General features: G+C 38.5%; 14 protein-coding genes. 8 read left to right on the forward strand and 6 right to left on the reverse strand.

The annotated features are described in order from the left end of the window. Both FGM01_RS06575 and FGM01_RS06580 read right to left on the reverse strand, forming a co-directional pair. A partial coding sequence (locus tag FGM01_RS06575) for a right-handed parallel beta-helix repeat-containing protein (RefSeq protein WP_143410360.1) occupies window positions 1-907 on the reverse strand: 907 nt, incomplete at its 3' end. Window positions 908-1,042: 135 nt separating this feature from the next. Then, window positions 1,043-3,100, reverse strand: a complete 2,058-nt coding sequence (locus tag FGM01_RS06580) for a S8 family serine peptidase (RefSeq protein ID WP_143410361.1) — start codon at window positions 3,098-3,100, stop codon at window positions 1,043-1,045. Window positions 3,101-3,377: 277 nt separating this feature from the next. On the opposite strand from FGM01_RS06580, the gene FGM01_RS06585 reads away from it, so the two are divergent. From FGM01_RS06585 to FGM01_RS06595, 3 genes are all read left to right on the forward strand, one after another. After that, window positions 3,378-4,412, forward strand: coding sequence for a helix-turn-helix transcriptional regulator (locus FGM01_RS06585; RefSeq protein ID WP_143410362.1), 1,035 nt, complete (start codon window positions 3,378-3,380; stop codon window positions 4,410-4,412). Between the two features lie 152 nt (window positions 4,413-4,564). Continuing rightward, window positions 4,565-6,715: a M3 family metallopeptidase gene (locus tag FGM01_RS06590; RefSeq protein WP_143410363.1), complete on the forward strand. Its 2,151-nt coding sequence runs from the start codon at window positions 4,565-4,567 to the stop codon at window positions 6,713-6,715. Window positions 6,716-6,776: 61 nt separating this feature from the next. After that, window positions 6,777-7,349, forward strand: a complete 573-nt coding sequence (locus FGM01_RS06595) for a pseudouridine synthase (protein WP_143410364.1) — start codon at window positions 6,777-6,779, stop codon at window positions 7,347-7,349. Here the strand turns inward: FGM01_RS06595 and FGM01_RS06600 are convergent. Genes FGM01_RS06600 through FGM01_RS06615 form a run of 4 tightly spaced genes read right to left on the reverse strand, consistent with a single transcriptional unit; the run spans window position 7,346 to window position 14,387 of the window. Then, complete coding sequence (locus FGM01_RS06600) at window positions 7,346-7,906, reverse strand: biliverdin-producing heme oxygenase (RefSeq protein WP_143410365.1); 561 nt, start codon at window positions 7,904-7,906, stop codon at window positions 7,346-7,348. The genes FGM01_RS06595 and FGM01_RS06600 overlap by 4 nt on opposite strands. After that, window positions 7,881-8,447, reverse strand: a complete 567-nt coding sequence (locus tag FGM01_RS06605) for a response regulator (RefSeq protein ID WP_143410366.1) — start codon at window positions 8,445-8,447, stop codon at window positions 7,881-7,883. The genes FGM01_RS06600 and FGM01_RS06605 overlap by 26 nt, the downstream gene beginning before the upstream one ends. A gap of 60 nt (window positions 8,448-8,507) precedes the next feature. Then, on the reverse strand, window positions 8,508-10,718 hold the full coding sequence (locus FGM01_RS06610) for an ATP-binding protein (protein WP_143410367.1): 2,211 nt from the start codon (window positions 10,716-10,718) through the stop codon (window positions 8,508-8,510). A gap of 3 nt (window positions 10,719-10,721) precedes the next feature. Then, the gene (locus FGM01_RS06615; protein ID WP_143410368.1) at window positions 10,722-14,387 is read right to left on the reverse strand and encodes a CheR family methyltransferase; all 3,666 of its coding nucleotides are present in this window, start codon (window positions 14,385-14,387) and stop codon (window positions 10,722-10,724) included. Between the two features lie 592 nt (window positions 14,388-14,979). Between FGM01_RS06615 and proC the strand changes: the two genes are divergently transcribed. The 5 genes from proC to FGM01_RS06640 all read left to right on the forward strand — a co-directional run bounded on the left by proC (window position 14,980) and on the right by FGM01_RS06640 (window position 21,916). Beyond that, window positions 14,980-15,786 carry a pyrroline-5-carboxylate reductase gene (gene proC / locus FGM01_RS06620; RefSeq protein WP_143410369.1) on the forward strand — a complete coding sequence of 269 codons (807 nt, stop codon included), beginning with the start codon at window positions 14,980-14,982 and terminating at the stop codon, window positions 15,784-15,786. 30 nt (window positions 15,787-15,816) lie between these two features. Next, window positions 15,817-16,590: a glutamate 5-kinase gene (gene proB / locus FGM01_RS06625; protein WP_143410370.1), complete on the forward strand. Its 774-nt coding sequence runs from the start codon at window positions 15,817-15,819 to the stop codon at window positions 16,588-16,590. Between the two features lie 31 nt (window positions 16,591-16,621). Continuing rightward, a complete protein-coding gene (locus tag FGM01_RS06630) occupies window positions 16,622-17,821 on the forward strand; it encodes a glutamate-5-semialdehyde dehydrogenase (RefSeq protein ID WP_143410371.1) in 1,200 nt (399 codons plus the stop codon). A 98-nt stretch (window positions 17,822-17,919) separates the two neighbouring features. After that, window positions 17,920-19,794 (forward strand): M61 family metallopeptidase, encoded by a 1,875-nt coding sequence (locus tag FGM01_RS06635; protein ID WP_143410372.1) that lies wholly within the window; start codon window positions 17,920-17,922, stop codon window positions 19,792-19,794. A gap of 118 nt (window positions 19,795-19,912) precedes the next feature. After that, window positions 19,913-21,916, forward strand: coding sequence for a monovalent cation:proton antiporter family protein (locus tag FGM01_RS06640; RefSeq protein ID WP_143410373.1), 2,004 nt, complete (start codon window positions 19,913-19,915; stop codon window positions 21,914-21,916). Window positions 21,917-21,951: the final 35 nt, after the last annotated feature.

A 21,951-nucleotide genomic window follows, 5' to 3' on the forward strand; every position in this document is an offset into this window, starting at 1 on the left:
AAGAATTAGCTATCACATTATTAGCAATCAGTCCAGGATTTTCAACAGGAGATTGACAAGATCCCAAATAAACTCCATGATAACCAGGACCACCTCCTATCAACCTATTATTAATTATCTCTCCTCCTCCTTCTGAATCACTTACCCATAATGAAGTACCATTATAGTGGGGCTGAATAGAAACAGAATTATTATTAAAAATAAAACCTGATTGATACTGCAAATGAACACCTCGGTATCCTGAGTTTTCTATGACATTATTTTCTATTACAGTACCCGGAACTCTTGAATAATAATCCGCCTTATAAGAAATACCTATAGAACCTCCTGTAATAAAATTATTCAGCAACCGAATATCACTCGAAGAAGAAGGGTCGAACCATACCACGGCCTGATTCGGGTGAGTTGATGTGGTCGTTGGACTGCTGAGCTTACAGTTCTCTACCAAGATATCATCTCCACGTCCAAACATCTGTAAGTTCCGACTATAACCAGTTCCAGTAGCCTCAAAACTTAAATTTCGTAATATGATATTGGAGGCATTGTTGAAATAAAAAATATAGTTATCTGCCGTACCGGTTGCTCCATAGGTCAATAAAACATCTTCCGCATTTCCACTGGCTGATTCATAAGTGATCGTGTTGGTCGTGGAAGATCCCAATATTTCTCCTATTAAGACCTGCTCGTTATAGGTGCCTGCTGCAATTTGAAAAACTACAGGCCCACTAACCCCCTGGGTTGTAATATCAGTTACTGCATCATTGATGCTAGCATATTCACTACCGTTTCCTCCTACAGAGTAGGTTCCATTAAGCTGTGCTAAAAGGTTAGCGGAAGGGATTAGGAATAGAAGAATTAAAAGAAATTTAAAATTCCTGATCGAAAATTTTGAGTAAAAAGTTTCCATACGAATACTCGTTTTGGTTGTTTAATAAAAATGCAGGCCATCAATGAGTCAGGGCTTGACTATTGAGTACGTAGGGGAACTCGTAAAATATATTATTGAATAATGAATTCTATTTATGAATCAATTATTTTCTTCTTAAAACTGAACCGTGATCTCATCTGAGCACAGTTCGAGGGAATTTGAAATACAAACTTTATAGGTAAGCGATGTACTCCCTTTTACACTAATTCTATCGGTATATGATCCTGTATTGGGAACTCTATGTCTTAACCTGCCATTTAGATAAATATCTATTTCCTCTGAGGTATTTGAAGGTGTCCAGGTCAGATCAGTGTACTCCTGACCTTTTATTCGATACCCATTAACGGTAAGAACTAAATTAACGGGGTCCGGTTCAATTGCCTCCATCCATCTATAAAAAAGATTACTCCCTCCCCGATCATCTGTTACGGTTAAGCTTACTTTATAATATCCTAATTCACTGAAAGTATGGACAGGATTTTGTAGCGTTGAAGTATTCCCGTCTCCAAAATTCCATAACCAGTTTTCAATTGTACCATCGTTATCCCAGCTGTCATCCTTTAAAAAGAAGGTAACACCATCTTGCTGATACCAAAATGATGCAGAAGGTGGCTTATTAGGCATTTCATCTGGATTTTCCACCTCGACAGGAATTAATACTTCAGAGCAATTATTATAATTTGTTTCACAGATCTGGAAATTAAAAGTATCATTTCCTTTTGCAGAAAAGGACCCAAAATACAACCCGTTATTTTCTACCTGACCAAAGAATTCACCGTTCTTATAAAGTTTTATGTACTGGTCCGCTGTGGGTTCCCAGGTTAAAGCGACCTCAATTCTTCTTTTCTCTTTATAAGAAAATACTTCAAAGTTTAACTGCGGAGGTGCGGGTGGAGAAAAATTGATATTATTCCAGAGACTATTAGCAAAATTACTGGAACCCTCAGGCACATTAGTTATATAATCCGGGGTAGAATTCTCTCGTATTGCAGAATGAACTTCCTGGGGAGTTGCAGAATTGTTTGCCTCCAAAAAAAGCGCGGCAATCCCTGCAACATGAGGAGAAGCCATAGAAGTACCGCTCATGATCTGCGTTGATGTATTATCTATATGTGAAGCTGAAAGAATATAGGTGCCAGGTGCAAATATATCTACACATTCACCAAAATTGGAATACCCGGCCATGTTATTATTTACGTCGCTTGCACCAACTGTAATTGCTCCATCAACATTAGCAGGAGTAAATAAACAGGCATTATCATAACTATTTCCGGCAGAAACCACATAACTGATTCCTTCTGAAATAGAGTTTTCTATTGCAATGGTCACAGGTTCGGTTTCTACAGAAGCAGTTCCTCCTAAACTCATATTCACTACTGCTGGTTTAAGGGCATTTAGTGTAATCCATTCTATCGCGGCCAGGATCCTTGAAACCGAAGATCCTCCATTACATCCAAAAACTCTTACTGAAACCAGTTTTACGTTCTTAGCAACACCGTAAGTATTCCCACCAACCGTTCCAGCGACATGAGTACCATGACCTCCACAATCTTCTCCGGGTTTTTGATTAGGATCTGTATTTTCCGGATTTTCCTCTAAAACAAAGTCATATCCCAGGCTCGCCCTGCCATTAAATTCTTCATGAGAGTAATTTATTCCCGAATCCATAATATAAGCATTTACACCGCTTCCCGTAGCGGAATACGCGTATGCCCTATCCATAATAATGTCTCTGGAATCTAAACGATCCAGTCCCCAGGTTACATAATTCTGGACGTAGCTTTCATTCGGATAGACATGAACATCCTCATAAACAGCCTCAACCCGCTTATCATTTTTAAGTTTTAAAACCTGTTTTTCTGATAATTCTGCGGCAAACCCTGAAAAAACTCTTTGGTATTTTCTGGTTACCCTAGCTTGTGATGGAATATTATTTATCTCTTGTAACAATTCATTTAAAACCTCTTCCCTCTTTAAGTGACCCTTTGATGGCCTTTTATTTAATATCACTATATAACTTTTATCAACTTGAGAAGTTTTGGAATGAACCCGAAGGATTGCATCTGGATCATCTTCGAAGTTTTCTGATGTACACGAAACCAGAAACAAAAAAAATAGAAACAATAAAATTTTGTGACAGGAAGCTGTCCAAGAAAAGTAATTTAAAAACATACCCTACGTTTTTTTTGGTGATTAGCTAGGTTTCTTATACTCGATCGGGGAAATCGATGCCGTAGGGAACTTCGACAGGAAATTCTAAAAACTGAGATTGAAGATAGAACTTTTAATTGAAACAGAGGGCAAAAAACAACCTAAATACCTGATTTACAATTATTAATAATATTTTCAAAAAACTTTTTAGTATAAGTTTAACTGGCCATTTGCTTTATTTTCGAGGGGTAGAATGTAATTTTAAAAACATTTTTAACTAATTAACTGAACCAAAAAAATGAAAACCTATCATTTAGAATTAAATGATGTAGACGATATAATTCCGGAACTGGCCAATCATTTTGGAACAGTCTATCAGGAAGAACTTGGAGAATATAATCTCGGGATACCCGCTTCCATTGGTGAAGGAACCATAAGCGTAATTAACTTTCCAAACGGGATAGGCCTTCATACTTACCAATGTACTTTTAAAGAAGATACCCAATTCATTTTATATCATCTTAAGGTTAAACCTATCCGGTTTATTTACTGTTTGGAGGGTGTTATCACCAGTGATTTTGGAAATAATCAGGATACAGAAACACTGCAAAACCATGAGTACCTCATCGCTGCACCAAAATCTGATGAAACCCATAATCTATGTATTCCCGGAAACAAGGAGGTAAATTTATGTTACCTGGAAATTGACCGGGTGAAATTTCAAGAATATTTTTCTTTTGACCTGAAGGATTTGGAGCCTGTCTTTTTTGAATTATTCAGTGATACCAAAGCTGGTACCAGGATCTCAGAAAAATCAAGTTTCAGCCTCAAGACAGCAGAAACCATCAAGGAGATAAAGAACACAGATATCCAGGGTTTTCCCAGGATAAACTTTATAGGTGCTAAAGCTTTGGAGATCCTAAGTTATATGCTAACCCAGTTTAAAAAAGGCGAAAATTCTTCCGATACAAAAAAACTGAAGGAGAAGGACATAAAAGCTATAGAAAAAGCTGTGGATTATATCGATACCAATATTTCCAACACCGGAACTGTGAATGATCTTGCTAAAATCGCGGGCGTAAATACCAACAAACTTCAGGAAGGTTTTCAATCTATTTTTGGAAAAACAGTGAATGAATATATCAGGGATATCCGTCTAACCAGGGCACTGAACATCCTCTCTGCAGGAAATAAAAACGTAAGTGAAGTTGTTTATGAACTGGGACTGTCCAGCCGAAGCTATTTTTCCAAGATCTTTAAAGAAAAATATGGAATATCCCCACGCAAGATTCTAGCCAGACGTACGGTGAATAAAAAACTCGAGGAGAATTAAACTGTTTTTTCCTGAATATTGTTTTCTATGCCCTGAAACTTCAAAAATGCATATAGTTTTTTTCTCTCTTTACCAAGACTAAATCTATTTACAAGCTTAATCCAACATATCATTTCTTCGTATATTCAGGCGAAATTTAAGAACCCAAATAAATGAACCCACACTTAAAAAAAGGACTGTGTTTTATAGCAATGGTCAGTATTTTAGGCTATGCTCAAAGTCAGAAAAAACCACAAAATACCATGAATAATCCTTTACTCACAGACTGGACCGGACCCTACTCAGGAGTTCCCGCATTTGATAAAATGAACGTGAAAGATGTAAAGCCAGCTATTAGAAAAGGTATGGAAATGCATCTTGCTGAAATTGATAAAATCGCGGAAAACCCGGCAGAACCAACTTTTGAAAATACAATTGTCCCAATGGAAAAGGCAGGATCTGAACTTGATCGTGCTTTTACATATTATGGCATTTTCAGCAGTAATGTTTCCAGTCCCGAATTCAGAGAAGTTCAAAAGGAATTATCTCCGGAGATCTCAGAGTTTTCCTCGAAAATAAGTCAGAATGAAAAGCTGTTCAAACGAATTAAAACGATTTACGAAAAATCCCGTAATAATCCGCTAGAACCTTCAGAACAAAGAGTTATAGAACTGATTTATGAGGATTTTGCCATGCAGGGAGCAGATCTTGATGAAAAAGCAAAGGAGCGCTATGCAGAGATCAATAAAGAATTATCAGGTTTATATACGCAATTCTCGAACAATGTTCTAGCAGACGAGGAAAACTATGTTCTTTATCTGGAAAAGGATCAGTTAGGCGGTTTGCCAGATTCTTATATTAAATCTGCCGCCCAGGCAGCGGCCCAACGTGGTAAGGAAGGCTTGTATGCTGTTACCAATACCCGCTCTTCTATGGATCCTTTCCTCACTTACTCTACAGAGAGAAGCCTGCGCGAGAAAGTCTGGAAGAGTTATTATTCCAGGGGAGACAATGCTGATGAATATGATAATAATGAGATCGTAAAACAGATCCTGAAACTTCGCGACGAAAGGGTGAAATTATTAGGTTATGATAACTATGCCCAGTGGAGACTTCAAAACAGGATGGCCAAAAATCCTGAAAACGCTATGAACCTTATGATGAAGGTTTGGCCTGCTGCTCTGGCCAGGGTTGAGGAAGAAGTTGCAGATATGCAAAAAATAGCTAATTCTGAAGGTGCCAATATTGATATCAAGCCGTGGGATTATCGCTTTTTTGCTGAAAAAGTTCGCAAAGAAAAGTATGATCTTAATAGCGAAGAGGTAAAACAGTATCTTGAATTAGGTAATTTAACTGAAGCTTTATTCTTTACAGCTGGCGAACTTTTTAATTTTAATTTCAAGCTGGTTAAAGAAGGTAGTGTACCTGTTTTCCATGAAGATGTAAAAGTGTGGGAAGTAACCGATAAGGATACTGGAAACTTAATTGGTCTTTGGTACCTGGATCCATTTGCCAGACAGGGCAAGAGATCTGGAGCCTGGGCTACAACTTACAGGAGCTATAGCGAATTGATGGGTAAAAAACCTGTGCTCGCTTCCAATAACTCGAATTTTATAAAACCTGCACCGGGAGAACCTGTATTGATCTCCTGGGATGATGCCGAGACATTCTTCCATGAGTTTGGACATGCCCTGCACTTCCTTTCTGCAGATATTAAATATCCCACGCTCAATGGAGGAGTTCGGGATTATACCGAATTCCAGTCTCAGTTACTGGAAAGATGGCTGTATACAGATAAGGTGATCAATCAATTTTTGAGACATCACAAAACCAATGAGGTCATTCCTCAAGCCCTTGTGCAAAAGATTAAGAAAGCATCTACCTTTAACCAGGGATTTGCGACGACTGAATTTCTTGCCTCGGCGATTATGGATATGAAATACCATACTACCAATCCAGATAAGATTGATCCTGACACTTTTGAAAGAGAAACACTTAATGAGTTGAATATGCCGGAAGAAATTGTCATGCGCCACCGCACGCCGCATTTTGGACATGTTTTTTCAAGCGAAGGATATGCTACCGGGTATTACGGCTATTTATGGGCAGATGTGCTTACTGCCGATGCTGCTGAAGCTTTTGCAGAATCTGAAGGCGGTTTTTATGATAAGGAACTGGCTCAAAAACTGGTTAAATACCTGTTCGCCCCAAGAAACGCAATAGATCCTGCTGAAGCTTATAGGAAGTTTAGAGGCAGAGACGCGAAAATCGATGCTTTGATGAGGGATCGCGGATTCCCGGTTCCAGCAGAAAGCAATCAATAATACCAGCCTTTTATATTTAAAAAATGTCCCGTAATTCCGGGGCATTTTTTAATTTCGGCCCATGCATAGACATTTCAAGATCTATAAACCTTTCGGCTTTTTAAGTCAGTTTATTACCAATCAGAAAACCGCCGGTAAATTTAAATTACTGGGTGAGCTACATGATTTTCCAGAAGGCACCATGTCTATCGGCAGGCTGGATAAGGATTCTGAGGGGTTGCTTTTACTAACTACCAATGGAAAGCTAAGCACCAAAATCACAGCAGGTAATTCAGAAAAGGAATATTATGTACAACTGGATGGAAAAATTACCCGGGAGGCGGTAAATGAACTAAGGACCGGGGTTGAAATAAGTATATCTGGCAAAAAATATATGACCAGGGAATGCAAGGCTGAAATTCTGGAGCATATCCCGAATTTCCCCGAGCGGGCAAAAAAGATCCGGGATGAACGCCACGGACCTACCAGCTGGGTAAGCATTACCCTTACCGAAGGTAAATTCAGACAGGTAAAAAAGATGACCGCTGCGGTTGGATATCCTACCCTAAGATTGGTGAGGGTAAGAATTGGTAAAGAATTACTGGGTGATCTAAAGGCCGGCGAAGTAATAGAAATAGAAAAAGTTGATCTCTAATCAGTCTGAGTCAATTGAATATTGAAAGCTTTTTCGAAAAGTAAAAAAGTCTCTTTTGCTTTACTTGTAGCCAGATCGATCTCTGTTTCACTAAATTCTTTTGAACGTAAAAATTTCAAATACTCGTTCCAGTTCCTGACACTATCCCGGTGACCATTAAAAAATAACGGAGCAGCAATTGTTTTCAATTCAGGACAATTTGAAATCTCTTTTCCAATGAGCATACCACCCATTGCCGATCCTTCAACCACATAAGCGGCACCAATCGCCTCTGCTTCATTACTACAAATGAAATCCAGATTATGCTCCAATTCATGTACCCCCAGATTATTAAGATCCTGGGCTAACCTCTGGGTTTTATCTGTAGAATAATTTTTCAGGTAATTCCCTATCTGCGCCTCAGCAGCATCATAGGCGATATAATTCTGAAACAGTAATAATTTATATTCTTCAAGGCTAATGGAGTGATCCATAATTTTCCCGGCAAGATTATCCTTTTCGATCTCGCGGTGTAAAGTAGAAGTTTCCTCTCTAAGCCTGTTCAGTATCTTCGTCATCTAGCTTGAATTGGTTTATGGCCAGTTTGATCTTTTTAATATTCTGCTGGTGTTCAGAATTATCTTCGTTGATCTTGTCCAAATAATCGTAGATCTGGTTTACAGTTATCTTGTTATCCCTTATCCTGTTCCTTAGTTCTTCCCGGCCGGTCATATTAATAACCACCTTTTTAAGCAATGGCTCCAGTTTTTCGCTAAGGTTGTTCATATGTTTTTTCAGGATATATCCTGAAGCACCATTCAAAATAGTATTTGCGGCAAGTTCCTCATCATTGATAGTACCTGTAATAAAGATGAAATCTATATTTTCATCAATACTTTTTACAAGTTCTAGTACATCCAGACCGGTACAGTTGGGAAGATTAAAATCTGACAGAACCACCTCGGGGGCAAAATTAAGCAGGAGCTTTTTGCAGTCTTCCAGGCTATCTACGATTTCGATCTCGGGAGATTTAACGATCTTATTAATCTGTCTTTTAATAAGCATGGCATCTGCCTCACGGTCTTCCACCAATAATATTCTAAGCGACGTATTAATCATTTAGTACAGATATAGTTTACGAAAGTATTATAAAGAGGATAAAAAGGCAATTATAGATTGTTAAACATGAAAATAGAAAACCGATCCCTGACCCGGTGAGCTTTCGGCCCAGATTTTTCCCTCATGTTTTTCGATTATTTTTTTTACGATGGCCAGGCCAATTCCGGTGCCTTTAAAATTCTCTCCTGAAAATCTTGAGAATAAATTAAAGATGTCTTCTTTATATTTCATATCGAAGCCTACCCCATTATCCCTGACGAAATAAACGGTCCTGTTCTCTACGGTCGCAGATCCAATTTCTATTCCGGGCCGGTCATTATTCTCAGAGTATTTCAGCGCATTAGTAATAAGGTTAGACCAGACCTGAGCGATCATTCTCTTATCTCCAAACATAGCCGGTAAATCTGGCTCTATAGCTATTTTAGTAGCTGGATAATTCACTTCCATATTCAGAGATTGTAGAATATCTTCAAGCAAATGCTGCACAGAAAATATCTGTTTATTCATTCTTTGAGCTGAAACACCGGCAAAAGAAAGTACATTATCTATGAGTTCACCCATTTCCCGGGTAGAACTCAGGATAGTATCTATGGCCCTTTGTCCTGGTTTAGGGAGACCGGAATAATAGTCTTCTTTCAAGATAAACGCATAGCCATCAATTCCCCGCAAAGGCGCTTTTAGGTCATGAGACAGTCCCTGGCTGAATAATTTCAATTCCTCATGTGCATCTACCAGTTGCCGGTTAAGATCATCTATCTTTCGCTTTTGTCTTTCCAACAATATATAGCTAAGACTTTCGCTTAAATTACCAGCTCCTGCAATTTCGTGGTCCTTCCAGCTATCAGAATATCCTGTAAGTTTTTCAGACCATTTATCAAAAGATTTCCTTGGGGTTAATCGCTCTTTATTTCTATCGTAGGTGGCTTTATTGGCGGGGTTTCCTCCCCAGTCTACAGTTTGAATAACCTCAGGCCTGAACCAAAGGATAAAATCCCTTTCGCTACGACCTAAACGTACACTTAGTAACCCCGAGGCAACCTCCTGAAATTCTTTGGCTTCAGGATATATTTCAGAAAGATTATTAGTACTGAAAAGATTTTGCTCTCCCGGCAGTATAAGTTGCTTAAAAAGTTTTTTGACCTGCCTTTTTTCCGGTGTTTCACCAACCAGTTTGATCTTTCCATTTAAAATTATGGCTGCCCCGGAAGAGGGTAACAAATCGGTTATTTTTAATGGAAACTCACTAAGGCCTTTTTTAATATTATCCAGTTGCTGGATTTGATCGATTAACCTGATCCTAAGGGCATCGTATTTTTCAATTTGATTCAAATAATGCTGTGATTCTTTTACAGACAACTCATTCGAAAATATTTGAATTAAAAATTCACAGGTTTGTCTCTGGTAATAATTTATAAACCTGGCCTCATTATGGTGACAGGCCAGTAATCCCCATAGTTTACCATTACTTATCAATGCGGCGGTAAGTGATGCACCCACCTGCATATTTTGAAGGTATTCTATATGTATTGGTGACACTGCCCTTAAATTAGAATTTGAAAGGTCTAACGGCTCGTTATTAATTGGAGAAATTTCAGGAGTAATTTTTACCGGCGTATAATTAACATCAGCAATAATGCGAATCTTATTTTTCAGGAAAAGCGCCCTGGCTTGTTTTGGAATATCACTGGCCGGATAATGCAGGCCCAGCCAGCTTTCCATGTCTTCATTTTTCTCTTCAGCGATGACCTTACCATTCCAGTCCTCATCGAATTTATAGATCATCACCCGGTCATATCCAAAAGTTTTTCTGGTAATCCGGACCGCATCCCGGCATAGATCTTCACTGGTGCCGGCGTTATTCAAAGTGCTGAGGATTTCAGATAATTCTTTCTGAAAATCCAGACTATTTTCGTTTTTCTGAACCGGTTCAATATCCACAATCAGGCTTTCACCACTGGAATGCGTTATCGCTACAAAGGTTTCACTTCCTATCTTCACCTCTACTACCGGGAAAGTATCTTCTTCAGAATTGGCCTTAAGAATTTTATTACTCAATTCTTCACCTAATAAAGATTTTAAATTGCTTTTTAAAAGCTTTTTTTCAGGCCAGCCAATGATCTCCTGCGAATTTGCACTTACCTGAGTAATCTTTCCGTTAAACCTGTTACAAGCCAGCAGCAGGCCGTGATCCTGGGTAGCACCAATAATATGAATGGGCTCTTTTTCACAACTGGATAGATCAACCTTTTCAGGATAAATGTCTCGCGGCATTTATTAATTCGCTTTTAATTTGAAATAGAAAGTACTTCCAACACCTTCCTGGGAATCCACCCAGATAGAACCTTCATGCAGAAGCACTATTTTCTCCACATGAGCCAGTCCCACTCCGGTTCCATCCATATTTTCATTACCGGGCACCCGGTTGAAAATGGTAAAAATATTTCGTTGGTCTTCTTTGGAAATACCTATTCCATTATCCATAATTGAAAAAACCCAATGCTTATTTTCCTTGTATGCAGAAATTCTAACTTCCGGATCCCTGCCTTTAGGTACGTATTTGATAGCATTACTGATAAGGTTCTGAAAAAGCAATCTTAGTTCTACTTCATAACCCTTTAATTTAGGCAAAGCGCCGGTATGTATCTTGGCATTGGTATCCTTAATACTTTTACCAAGATCATATTTTACAACCTCCACAATTTCTTTTGTATCCACCAAAGTCTTCTGCCCGTTCTTCCCAATACGGGAATGTTCCAGTAGAGCTTTTATCTGTTCTGAAAGTCTGTCTGAAGCATTTTTTATATACTTAATATAATTAACTCCCTTCTCGTCCAGCTGGCTCGCATACATTTTACCAAGCACATCACTACCAAATTTAATAGTGGCCAGAGGTTCCTGGAGATCATGAGAACAAATAGAAACAAACTGTTCCAGATCTCGGTTTGCTCTTTCGAGATCATTCTTCTGTTCTCTCAATTGCTCCTCTGCTTTCTTTAAAGCCGAAACATCAACACAAGTGAAACGAATAGTTATAAGTTCATTATTTTCATCTTTCTCTGCCGTGGCATTTACTATAACCGGTAAAACCTGACCTTTCTTAGTCACCATATTCCGTTCAAGGTTGATCAACTCACCGGTTCTTTCGATACTGGATTTTAAATTCACATCTGAAAGTTGAGAATCACTTTCAAACAACTCATGAATTGGTTTCCCAATAAGATCATCCTTTGAGGCAAACCCCAGCTTTTGAACTGCTTTCTTATTACATTGAACTATTTCTGAAGTATTGGGATCTACACTAATGTGTAATACCGGGTCATCTTCGTAGAAAGATTTGAATCTCTGTTCACTGGCTATTAGCTTTTCCTTGGATTTTTGAATCGATTCAATATCCACGAAAGTGATTACCACACCATCTACCTTCTCCCCCGATCCCATATAAGGACTAATACGTTGCAAATAATTCTTACCTTCCCTGGAAACTATATGTTTTTCAAGGGTTTTACCCGTATTAAGCACCTTCTGGCATCTATCCAGAAAGTTCTGCTTCCGGGTAAGTCCAAAGCTATTGGTAAAATTATCTATTGGCCTGCCAATATCGCCGTTGATAAGGCTGAAGTGTTTTTTGATTGCCGGAGTAAATTTCCTGATCTTAAAATCTGAATCAAGGAAAATCACCCCAATATCTGTACTTTTTAGGAGGTTGTTCATATCGGCATTTAATGCTGCTAGATCGTCCATCTTCTGGATATTCTCAGCATTTACCGTGTTTATCTCCTCATTAACACTCTGCAGCTCCTCGTTGGTACTTTGCAATTCCTCATTAGAAGCAAGCAACTCCTCATTGGCCGCCTGTAATTCCTCGTTACTGGTTTCTATTTCTTCTAAAGAAGACTGCAGATCTTCCTTGGTAGTTTTTAATTCGTGCTCGAGTCCTGCTACATATTCTTTGGTTTGATTAGAAGGGCTCAATTTAGGCACCTCCTCTACCTCCTCAAAGTTTAATTCCTTTTCAATAAATGTGATCACATAATTGGTTTCTCCTTCTAAACTATGATCTGTAAAAGGTTTGATGACAATATCTGCACCAATTTTACCGTCCTTATTATTAATGATCACATCTCTGTAAACAACCCGTTTATTTTCCTTTAGAGCTTTATTAAAGGTTGACTGGACGGCATATTTCAACTCCTTATCCAGCATATCCAGAAGATTGATTGAAAAACCACTTAAAGGAAGGTTGGCATATTTCCTGAATTCACCTACTGCCTGAAGGATATTATAATCTGAATCTACAAAAACTGAAGCTCCGCCAAACTGTTCTAAAATGGTTTCATTAAGCTCAGCCTGTAACTTCTGTTTGATAGGATTACCGCCATGGGCACGATTTCTCTTAAATATTCTATCCTGACGATTCTCAATTAAGCTGGAATTTTGCGTTTCCGTAAGGGAGGCATGACTTATGCCATTCTTGATCCTCGTACTGGGTTTAATATTTTTATAAATTTTCCATCTACGGTCTATTTCTGTAAAATGCTCTTTATGGCTTTGCACACTTTCACTGGTACCTAAAACCAGTATGCCATTTTCCTTCAGCGCATAATGCAGCATGTTCATCGCCTTCCTCTGGATACTATTTTGGAAATAGATCAATAGATTTCTGCACACCACCATATCCATATTACTAAAAGGTGGATTCTTTATAATGTTATGCCTGCTAAAAATGACAGATCTTCTAATTTTCTCAGAAACCTGGTACCCTTTGGTCTTGCTTATAAAATACTTAAGAAGTAGATTCTTGGAAATATCGGCGACTATACTTTCGGGATAAATACCTTTACTACCTATATCAAGATGAGTCTGCGAAATATCTGTGGCGAAGATCTTAATTTCTATATTTTTGCCCTGGGCTTCCATTTCCTCGTGCAGGCACATGGCAAAGGAATAAGCTTCTTCACCAGTACTACAGGCTACATCCCAAACTTTTAGAGTTTCACCATCTTTCTTTTCAGAGATCATTTTAGGGAAAACATCAGTCCGTAACTTTTCCCAAACTTCCTCATCCCTGAAAAATTTGGTAACTCCTATCAGAAATTCCCGGTAAAGGATTTCTACTTCCTCGTCATTATTCTTAAGGTATTTAAAATATGCTTTTAAGCTTTTACACTTACAAATATTCATCCTCCGTGCTACCCTCCTGGCCAGGGTGGCATATTTATATTCCCTAAAATCCAGGCCTACTATTTCGTCAATATAATTCAGGATTCGATTTAATTCTTTTTCATCAAATTCTGAATCGTCACCTTCGTGAGAAAAAATGGCCGGAGCAGAAATAAAATCTAACAGTTCAGGACCCATATCTTCTACCGGAAGTATATAATCTACTAATCCGGTATTGATAGCGCTTTTAGGCATTCCATCAAATTTGGCATCTGTTGGTTCCTGTACCATCACCATCCCGTCATTTTCCTTAATTGCACGGACTCCTCGGGTTCCATCACTGCCTGTGCCACTTAAAATCACTCCAATACTGCGTTCCTTACGCTGTTCTGCCAGAGATTCAAAGAACATATCAATAGGCAGATTGAGCGTCTGGTTATTAGGCTTTTCAGTTAAATGAAGGCTATTGCCGTTGAGGATCAAATTATTAGGGGGTGGTATCAGGTAGATATGACCTGGTTTGATCTCCATCTCATCAAAGATCTGAACAATGGGCAAATTGCTGTTCTTCTCAAGCAATTCTCCCATCATGCTTTTATAATCTGGGGAAAGGTGTTGAATTACAACATATGCATTACTATCTCCTGCCGGAATGTTTTTAAAGAAAGCTTTCAAAGCCTCCAGACCTCCAGCGCTGGCACCAACTGCGATAATCCTTGGTGATGATATTTTTTCTTCAATAACAGCCTCGGCTGTGGAATTTTCTTTAATACTTTTCATCAATCTTCAAAGTGGTTAGGGCATCTCTAATCTATAAGAAAGCAGACCTGTAATGATAAATAAATCTTCTATTTCCCAGTACTACTTTTCCCACATTTATTACGGTAAATGCTATACTTCACCAAAATTTCTTTTTCTAACGGAAATTTTCATGCCAGAAATTTCTATATCATCAGAAGTTTTAAAAAATTTAAAACATGACATTATTACAGCAAATTGCCATTTCTGCAAATATTTAGAAAATTTAAGAATCGAGAATTATAAATAACATTACTTTAAGACTTGGGATTTATCCCGATTTCTACCTGAAATTTGCATTTATTATATCTGCATTTATCCCCCATTGAATTTCATATATGTGCAAAGGCTTTAGCTTCATTTTGTGTATTTCACAACCCCACCCCGCTAATTTTTAGGATATCCCATCAGATTTTTAAGAATTTCTTATAGCATACACCTGAATTTTCAGGGTAATTTGTAAATAATCGATATAAGACCAGGAAATAGATTGGCATTATCGCACGGTCTTTGAACCATATACGGCACGACTTATTGGTATAGCACCAAAATAAATTGAACCTAAAAATTTAAAATGAAGACATTAGTAATTGGAGCAGGAAATATGGGATTAACTTACGCCGAGGGAATGGCGCAATCTGCAATGCTTAACAGAAGAAACCTCATGGTTTTTGATAAATCTGCAGATGTGGTTATGAGATTGAAAGACCTTAACCATTTTGATGTATATGAGCATTTAGAAGAATGCTTACCCCAGGCAGACATGGTTTTTATAGCCGTGAAACCATATCACTGCGACGAACTATTTAAGGAAATGAAATCTATGGTTAATAAGGATCAAATCTTTGTATCTCTTATGGCCGGAGTTACCATTAATAAGATACAGGAAGGTCTTGGAGCCAAAAAAGTGGTTAGATCCATGCCTAACCTACCCGCACAGGTTGGAAAAGGTGTTACCTCCTATACTGCTTCCAAAGAAGTGTCCAGAGTAGAGTTATTAATGGTACGTAATCTTCTGGATACTACAGGAGAATCCATTCACGTAGAAAATGAAAATTTCATAGATGCTTCCACCGGTATTTCTGGTAGTGGACCTGCTTATGTATTCTACTTCATGAATTCTATGCTGGAAGCAGCAAGGAAGATGGGCTTTTCAAAGAACGATTCAAAAGTACTGGTAAGTCAAACATTTGAAGGTGCCGTAACCTTGTTCAACGAAAACGACCTTTCTCCAGATACCTGGATGGAAAGAGTGGCCTCCAAGGGTGGTACTACCAGAGCTGCTTTAGATTCCATGGATGATAATAATGTAAAGGAGTTGATTAAGGAAGCAGCTTATGCTGCCTTTGATCGTGCCGTAGAATTAGGTGAAGAGAAATAACAAAATCTAAAATTAGAAAATACTCTTAAGATGGAGAATAAAAGAAGGATTGTTGTTAAGGTTGGAACGAACGTGATGACCAATAAAGACAATAGAATTTTAGGACCAATATTAAAAAGCCTGGTTAGACAGATAGCCACGCTGTATGAAGAAGATATACTGGTGGTACTTGTTTCCTCTGGTTCTGCAATAGCAGGAAAAGAAATTTTGGGAGAGATAAGCATCGTAGACGAAAGTAAACGCAGACAGGTATATTCTTCTGTAGGCCAGCCGCGAATGATGCGACATTATTACAGCATATTTCATGACTACGGGATGAGATGCGCTCAGGTTTTAGCCACAAAAAGAGACTTTAGCCCAGGGATACACAGAGAAAACATGATCAATTGCTATGAATCATTATTATCTGAAGGTATCATCCCGATCGCGAATGAAGATGACGCTGTATCAGTGACCATGTCTATGTTTTCTGATAACGATGAACTTGCCAGCCTGGTTGCAGAATTGATTGGAGCAGAAAAGTTGATCATTTTAAGTGATACAGACGGACTTTATACCGGACATCCTGAAGATGAGGATTCAGAAAAACTGAATAAAGTAATGGTCGATGAAAATGTTGAGAAATATGTTCAGGAATCAGACAAAGGGGAAGGCGAAGGCCGAGGCGGAATGGAGTCTAAAATTAAGATCGCCAAAGGAACCGCTTCTAAGAATATTACTACCTATATAGCAAATGGTAAACGTGAAAATGTAATACTTGATATTATGGCCGGAAAGCCAGTAGGAACTAAGTTTACCATATAAAGAATTAGATTAATCTAAAAAGTAAATGAATATGAAGTTGATAAAATCTGAAATTAAAAATAAAGTACTTAAGTCCATGATGACTATCCTGGATAGAAGGCGCAAAGAGATAATCGCTGCGAACAAGCAGGATCTTGAAGCTTTTAAAAAAGACGATCAGGCCATGTATGACCGGTTGATCGTAGATGACAAAAAAGTGGACGGTATGATCCAGTCTGTTAAAGAAGTAATGGATCAGGAAGATCCTGTTGGTCAGGTAATCGAACACAGAAAACTGGATACGGGTCTTGACATCACCAATAAGACTTCTCCTTTTGGAAATATTATGATCATTTATGAATCCAGACCCGATGTAACTATTGAAGCGGCAGTTCTGGCTTTTAAAGCAAATAATAAGATTTACCTGAAGGGCGGTAAAGAAGCTATTAATTCTAACAAAATTCTGGAAGAATGCTGGCATGAAGCCCTTGAGGAAAATGGATTGAGCAAGGACTGGATCAAGCTTTTACACCTGGACAGGACTGAAACTCAGGAATTTTTGAAAAATCCACCAGAGCAACTGGATCTTATTGTGCCCAGAGGCGGCGAAAGACTGATTGCATTCGTAAAAGAACACGCTACCGGAGCAGTTCTTGTAAGCGGTCGTGGAAATAACTTCCTCTATGTTTCGAAAAATGCCGATTTCGAGATCGCCAAGAAAGTCATGCTTAATGCCAAGATCGATAAGATCTCAGGTTGTAATGCTTTAGACAAGGTATTGGTCGATAAGAATATTGAAGATTATGAGTCGAAACTGAAAGAACTTCAGCAGTTATTCAGCGACAATAAGGTGAATATTCTGGTAGATGAAGAAGTTTCGAAAGTACTTTCTTCAGAAGAATTAATCCCTTCAGAAGATACCTGGTATGAGGAATTCCTGGCAATGAAAATCGTAATAGGCGCGACTGATGGTTTAGATTCTGCTATAGCGAAGATTAATAAATATTCAGGTGGTCATTCGGCATCCATTATTACAAAAGATAAAGATGAAGCTCTTACTTTTATGGAGCAGGTAGATAGTGCCGCAGTATATCACAATGCCTCTACCCGTTTTACCGATGGAGGACAAATGGGAGTTGGAGCAGAGCTGGCAATTTCTACAGATAAACTGCATCACAGAGGACCATTAGGTTTGAAGCAGCTGGTTACCAATAAATACTACGTGCTTGGTGAAGGCCATGTTAGAGTGTAATATCAGAAAAAAATAGTAGTATTAAGGCGCCAAATGGCGCCTTTTTCTTTGTAACATTTCCACCTCAATGCAGTCATATATATTAAAGTAAACATTTTATGAAAAAAATAATAATGGGATTTGCTGCAGCTACCCTGCTTTTTAGCTGTAAAACTCAAAATGTAAATCAACCAAAAGTAGAACAACCGGTTGTCGCCACGATCAACCTGGTAGATGTGCAGGATGATAAGGTATGGGTCACCGTAGATCCGGACAGATTTACCGTGGAGTCCACGACTTTCAATATTCCTAAAACCGTACCGGGGACATATTCAGAAGACAACTACGGAAAATTTACCGAAGGCTTCAAAGCAATCGATTACAAAGGCAATGAATTACCTGCAACCAGGGTCGATGATAATAGCTATAGCATACCAAATGCGAAAGACCTGGATAAGGTAATGTACATGGTCAATGATTCATTTGACTGGGATAATGAAGGTGGAGTTTACTCAATGGCCGGAACCAATATTCTTGAAGATGAGAATTTCCTTTTGAACCTTCATGGGTTCGTTGGTTATTTCGATAAAATGAAAGAAAAAAAATTCAGGTTAGAAATTCTAAGACCTGCAGATCTTGTAGCCGGAACTTCACTTACTATAGATAGCACTGTTGATGGAAAAGCTCCAAATACCAGGCTGGATGTTTATAACCTGAACCGGTACTTCGAGGTAATTGATAACCCTATCATGTATTCTGCACCAGATACTACCAGCTTTATGGTAGAAAACATGAAGGTCTTACTTAGCGTCTATTCTCCCAATAAAAAACATTCCGCTCAAAGCTTAAGACCAGGAATGGAGAAAATGATCCGTGCTCAAAAAAGGTTTTTAGGCGATATCAATAGTACCGATAAATATGCGATCCTGGTCTACCTTTCAGATTCACCGGGAGAAGGTAATGCCGGGAATTTTGGCGCTTTGGAACACCATACTTCTACAGTAGTAGTGATGCCAGAATCAATGGAAGCCAATGCACTGGATAAGAGCATGACCGATATTGTTTCTCATGAATTCTTCCATATAATCACTCCCTTAGGAATTCATTCCAACGAAGTGCATTACTTCGATTATAACGATCCAAAGATGTCTCAGCATTTATGGCTGTATGAAGGTGTGACCGAATATTTTGCAAACCTTTTCCAGGTAAATCAGGGTCTTATCGAGAATCAGGAGTTTTATAACCGCATGGTAGACAAGATCAATTCTTCCCGAAGATTTGATGACACAGTACCTTTTACGGTAATGAGTAAAAATATCCTTGAGGATGAATATAAAGATTCATATTACAATGTTTATTTAAAAGGTGCCCTTATCGGGATGGCCCTGGATATTCGTTTGCGCGAATTAAGCAATGGGAAAATGGGAATTCTTCAGTTGATGAAGAAACTAAATGATAAATATGGTAAGGACAGGCCTTTTGAGGATGAAAACCTTATCCCGGTGATCGTTGAGCTTACTTACCCTGAAATTCAGGAATTTTTTGACACCTATATCACTGGATCTACACCTATTCCTTATGATGAGTATTTTGCCAAGGTAGGACTGGAAGAAAAGGAAATTCTTAAAGAAGTTGATTTTTTCATCAATGGGCAAACTCCTTATATTACTGCCAACCAACAAACAATGGAAATTATCTTTAGGAGTGATATCGAAATGAATACCTTCCTGAAGGATCTGGGAATTAATGGTGGGGAAACCCTGAAGTCTGTAAATAGTACAGCTTATAATATCCAGAATGTGTATGATTTGATCATGGCCAGTCAATCCTGGGAAGAAGGTAATGATATAACCATGACCGTTGTAAGAGATGGTGAAGAAATAAAACTTGAAGGTAAAATCACCGCACCTAAGGCAATGAATAAGACCTATACTGAAATTGAAAATGCAGATTCAGATCAAATTGAGCTGCGTAACGCATGGTTAAAAGGATAAACTTTTTAATATTTTAATATTTAAGCAGCTGGAATAATCCAGCTGCTTTTTTTTGTTTCTTTTTGATGAAAGCCTGCATAACTTGTTATCTTTAAATTCGATTTAAACCGATCAATTTATGGAAAGCATGCTCCTGCAGGATGTCGTTATTATATTAGGATTATCTATTATTATAATCCTTGCCTTTAACCGGCTTAAATTACCAGCGATCCTGGGCTTCCTGCTGGCAGGGATCATTGCCGGGCCTTATGCATTTAATCTCATAAGTTCTAAACATGAGGTCGAATTATTATCTGAGATTGGAATCATCTTCCTGTTATTTGTAATTGGGATAGAACTTTCTCTAAAAGGCTTGGCATCGATCAAGAAGATCATTTTCCTGGGAGGTGGCTTACAGGTTGGCGGAACCATTCTTATAACTGCCTTAATCTCGACCTTTATAGGGCTACCAATGAATACCTCCATTTTCCTAGGCTTTCTGTTTAGCCTGAGTAGCACAGCAATTGTGCTGAAACTTCTACAGGAGCGCGGGGAAATTTCAACACCTCATGGAAAGATAGGACTGGGAATTTTGATCTTTCAGGATATTATCGTGGTACCTATGATGCTTTTTACACCCTTACTGGCTGGAGAAACACCTAATATTCTGTCCACGATTGCTATCATGGCGATAAAAATTTTACTGGTTCTTATTATTGTATATATCCTCGCCAGATATGTCGCGCCAAAGGTCTTTGGCTGGGTCGTAAAAACGAAAAACCAGGAATTATTTATACTTACCGTGGTTGTATTTTGTTTTGGTGTAGCCTGGCTAACGGCAACTGTAGGTTTATCCCTTGCCCTTGGAGCATTTTTCGCCGGTTTGATCATTTCTGAATCAGATTATAGTCATCAGGCTACCGCGAATGTACTTCCCTTTAGAGAGATCTTCATCAGTTTCTTTTTTATATCTGTAGGAACCTTATTGAATCTCGAATTTTTCATCAATAACCTGGTTAATATAGTCCTTTTGGTCATTGGAGTGATCCTCCTCAAAATGCTGGTAGTAGGTATAACCGTCCTGATCCTGAAATATCCGGTGAGGACCGTTTTCCTGGCACTATTCAGCCTTTTCCAGGTTGGTGAATTCTCTTTGCTTTTATCTGGTGTGGGGAAAGAGAACGGTATAATTCCGGAAAATATCTACCAGTATTTCCTGGCAATTTCGATCATTACCATGGGGGTTACGCCATTTCTAATTTCCTATGCACCAAAAATCACTTATTCCTTACTAAAGGCTCCTATTCCTTCAGCAGTGCGTAAGAGACTGGAAAATATCAAAAAAAGTTCCAAGGCAGATGAAGAGTTTTCAGAAGAGAACCTGCACGATCATCTGGTCTTGATTGGCTATGGAATAAATGGTACAAATATTTCCAAAGCTGCTAAAAAAGCTGAAATTCCATATGTGATCATTGATACAAATCCTGAAAGTTTTGAACAGGCAAAAAAGAATAACGAACCAATTATATTTGGAGATGCTACCCAGGCGACTATCTTGAAGCATGCTCATGTTCAGGAAGCCCGTGTTATCGTAATCGCTATTTCAGACCCCGGGGCCACCAGGAAAATGCTTACCACCATCAGGCAATTTACCCAAACCGCAACTATTATTGTAAGGACAAAGTACGTTAAGGATATGGAAGATGCCATGCGACTTGGGGCAGATGAAGTGGTACCTGAAGAATTTGAAACCTCTATCGAGATCTTTACCAGGGTGCTGAAGAAATACCTGGTTCCCTTTAATGAGATACAGGAGTTCATTAACCAGATAAGATCCTCTGACTATGAGATGCTAACATCCATGAAAAAAAGCCCTCACTCCCCTGCTCTGCAGCATTTAAATATTCCAAACCGGGAAATAGTTACCTTAAAAGTACAGCGTGCTAACCATCAAATCGTAGGGAAGACAATAGAAGAGTCAGGGATCGGGAAAAATTACCGGGTGACGCTATTAGCGATACATAGGGACCGGCGTTACCTCACAGAGATCTCTCCTGCCACCGTAATTGAACAGGGTGACCTGCTTTACCTTTTTGGGCATCCCAACAACATTACCCATTTAAATGAATTGCTTTCTTTTTAGTGTTGCTATATTTTATAAATTTAAACTTCTAACCA

The sequence above is a fragment of the Christiangramia sabulilitoris genome, assembly GCF_007050985.1.
GTDB classification, from domain to species: Bacteria; Bacteroidota; Bacteroidia; order Flavobacteriales; family Flavobacteriaceae; genus Christiangramia; species Christiangramia sabulilitoris.

Coding starts and splice junctions, on each gene's coding strand:
- FGM01_RS06585 (WP_143410362.1), top strand. CDS start 3,378: ATGAAAACCTATCATTTAGAATTAAATGATGTAGACGATATAATTCCG.
- FGM01_RS06600 (WP_143410365.1), bottom strand. CDS start 7,906: ATGACGAAGATACTGAACAGGCTTAGAGAGGAAACTTCTACTTTACAC.
- proB (WP_143410370.1), top strand. CDS start 15,817: ATGGAGAATAAAAGAAGGATTGTTGTTAAGGTTGGAACGAACGTGATG.
- FGM01_RS06590 (WP_143410363.1), top strand. CDS start 4,565: ATGAACCCACACTTAAAAAAAGGACTGTGTTTTATAGCAATGGTCAGT.
- FGM01_RS06635 (WP_143410372.1), top strand. CDS start 17,920: ATGAAAAAAATAATAATGGGATTTGCTGCAGCTACCCTGCTTTTTAGC.
- proC (WP_143410369.1), top strand. CDS start 14,980: ATGAAGACATTAGTAATTGGAGCAGGAAATATGGGATTAACTTACGCC.
- FGM01_RS06640 (WP_143410373.1), top strand. CDS start 19,913: ATGGAAAGCATGCTCCTGCAGGATGTCGTTATTATATTAGGATTATCT.
- FGM01_RS06630 (WP_143410371.1), top strand. CDS start 16,622: ATGAAGTTGATAAAATCTGAAATTAAAAATAAAGTACTTAAGTCCATG.
- FGM01_RS06595 (WP_143410364.1), top strand. CDS start 6,777: ATGCATAGACATTTCAAGATCTATAAACCTTTCGGCTTTTTAAGTCAG.
- FGM01_RS06605 (WP_143410366.1), bottom strand. CDS start 8,447: ATGATTAATACGTCGCTTAGAATATTATTGGTGGAAGACCGTGAGGCA.
- FGM01_RS06610 (WP_143410367.1), bottom strand. CDS start 10,718: ATGCCGCGAGACATTTATCCTGAAAAGGTTGATCTATCCAGTTGTGAA.
- FGM01_RS06615 (WP_143410368.1), bottom strand. CDS start 14,387: ATGAAAAGTATTAAAGAAAATTCCACAGCCGAGGCTGTTATTGAAGAA.
- FGM01_RS06580 (WP_143410361.1), bottom strand. CDS start 3,100: ATGTTTTTAAATTACTTTTCTTGGACAGCTTCCTGTCACAAAATTTTA.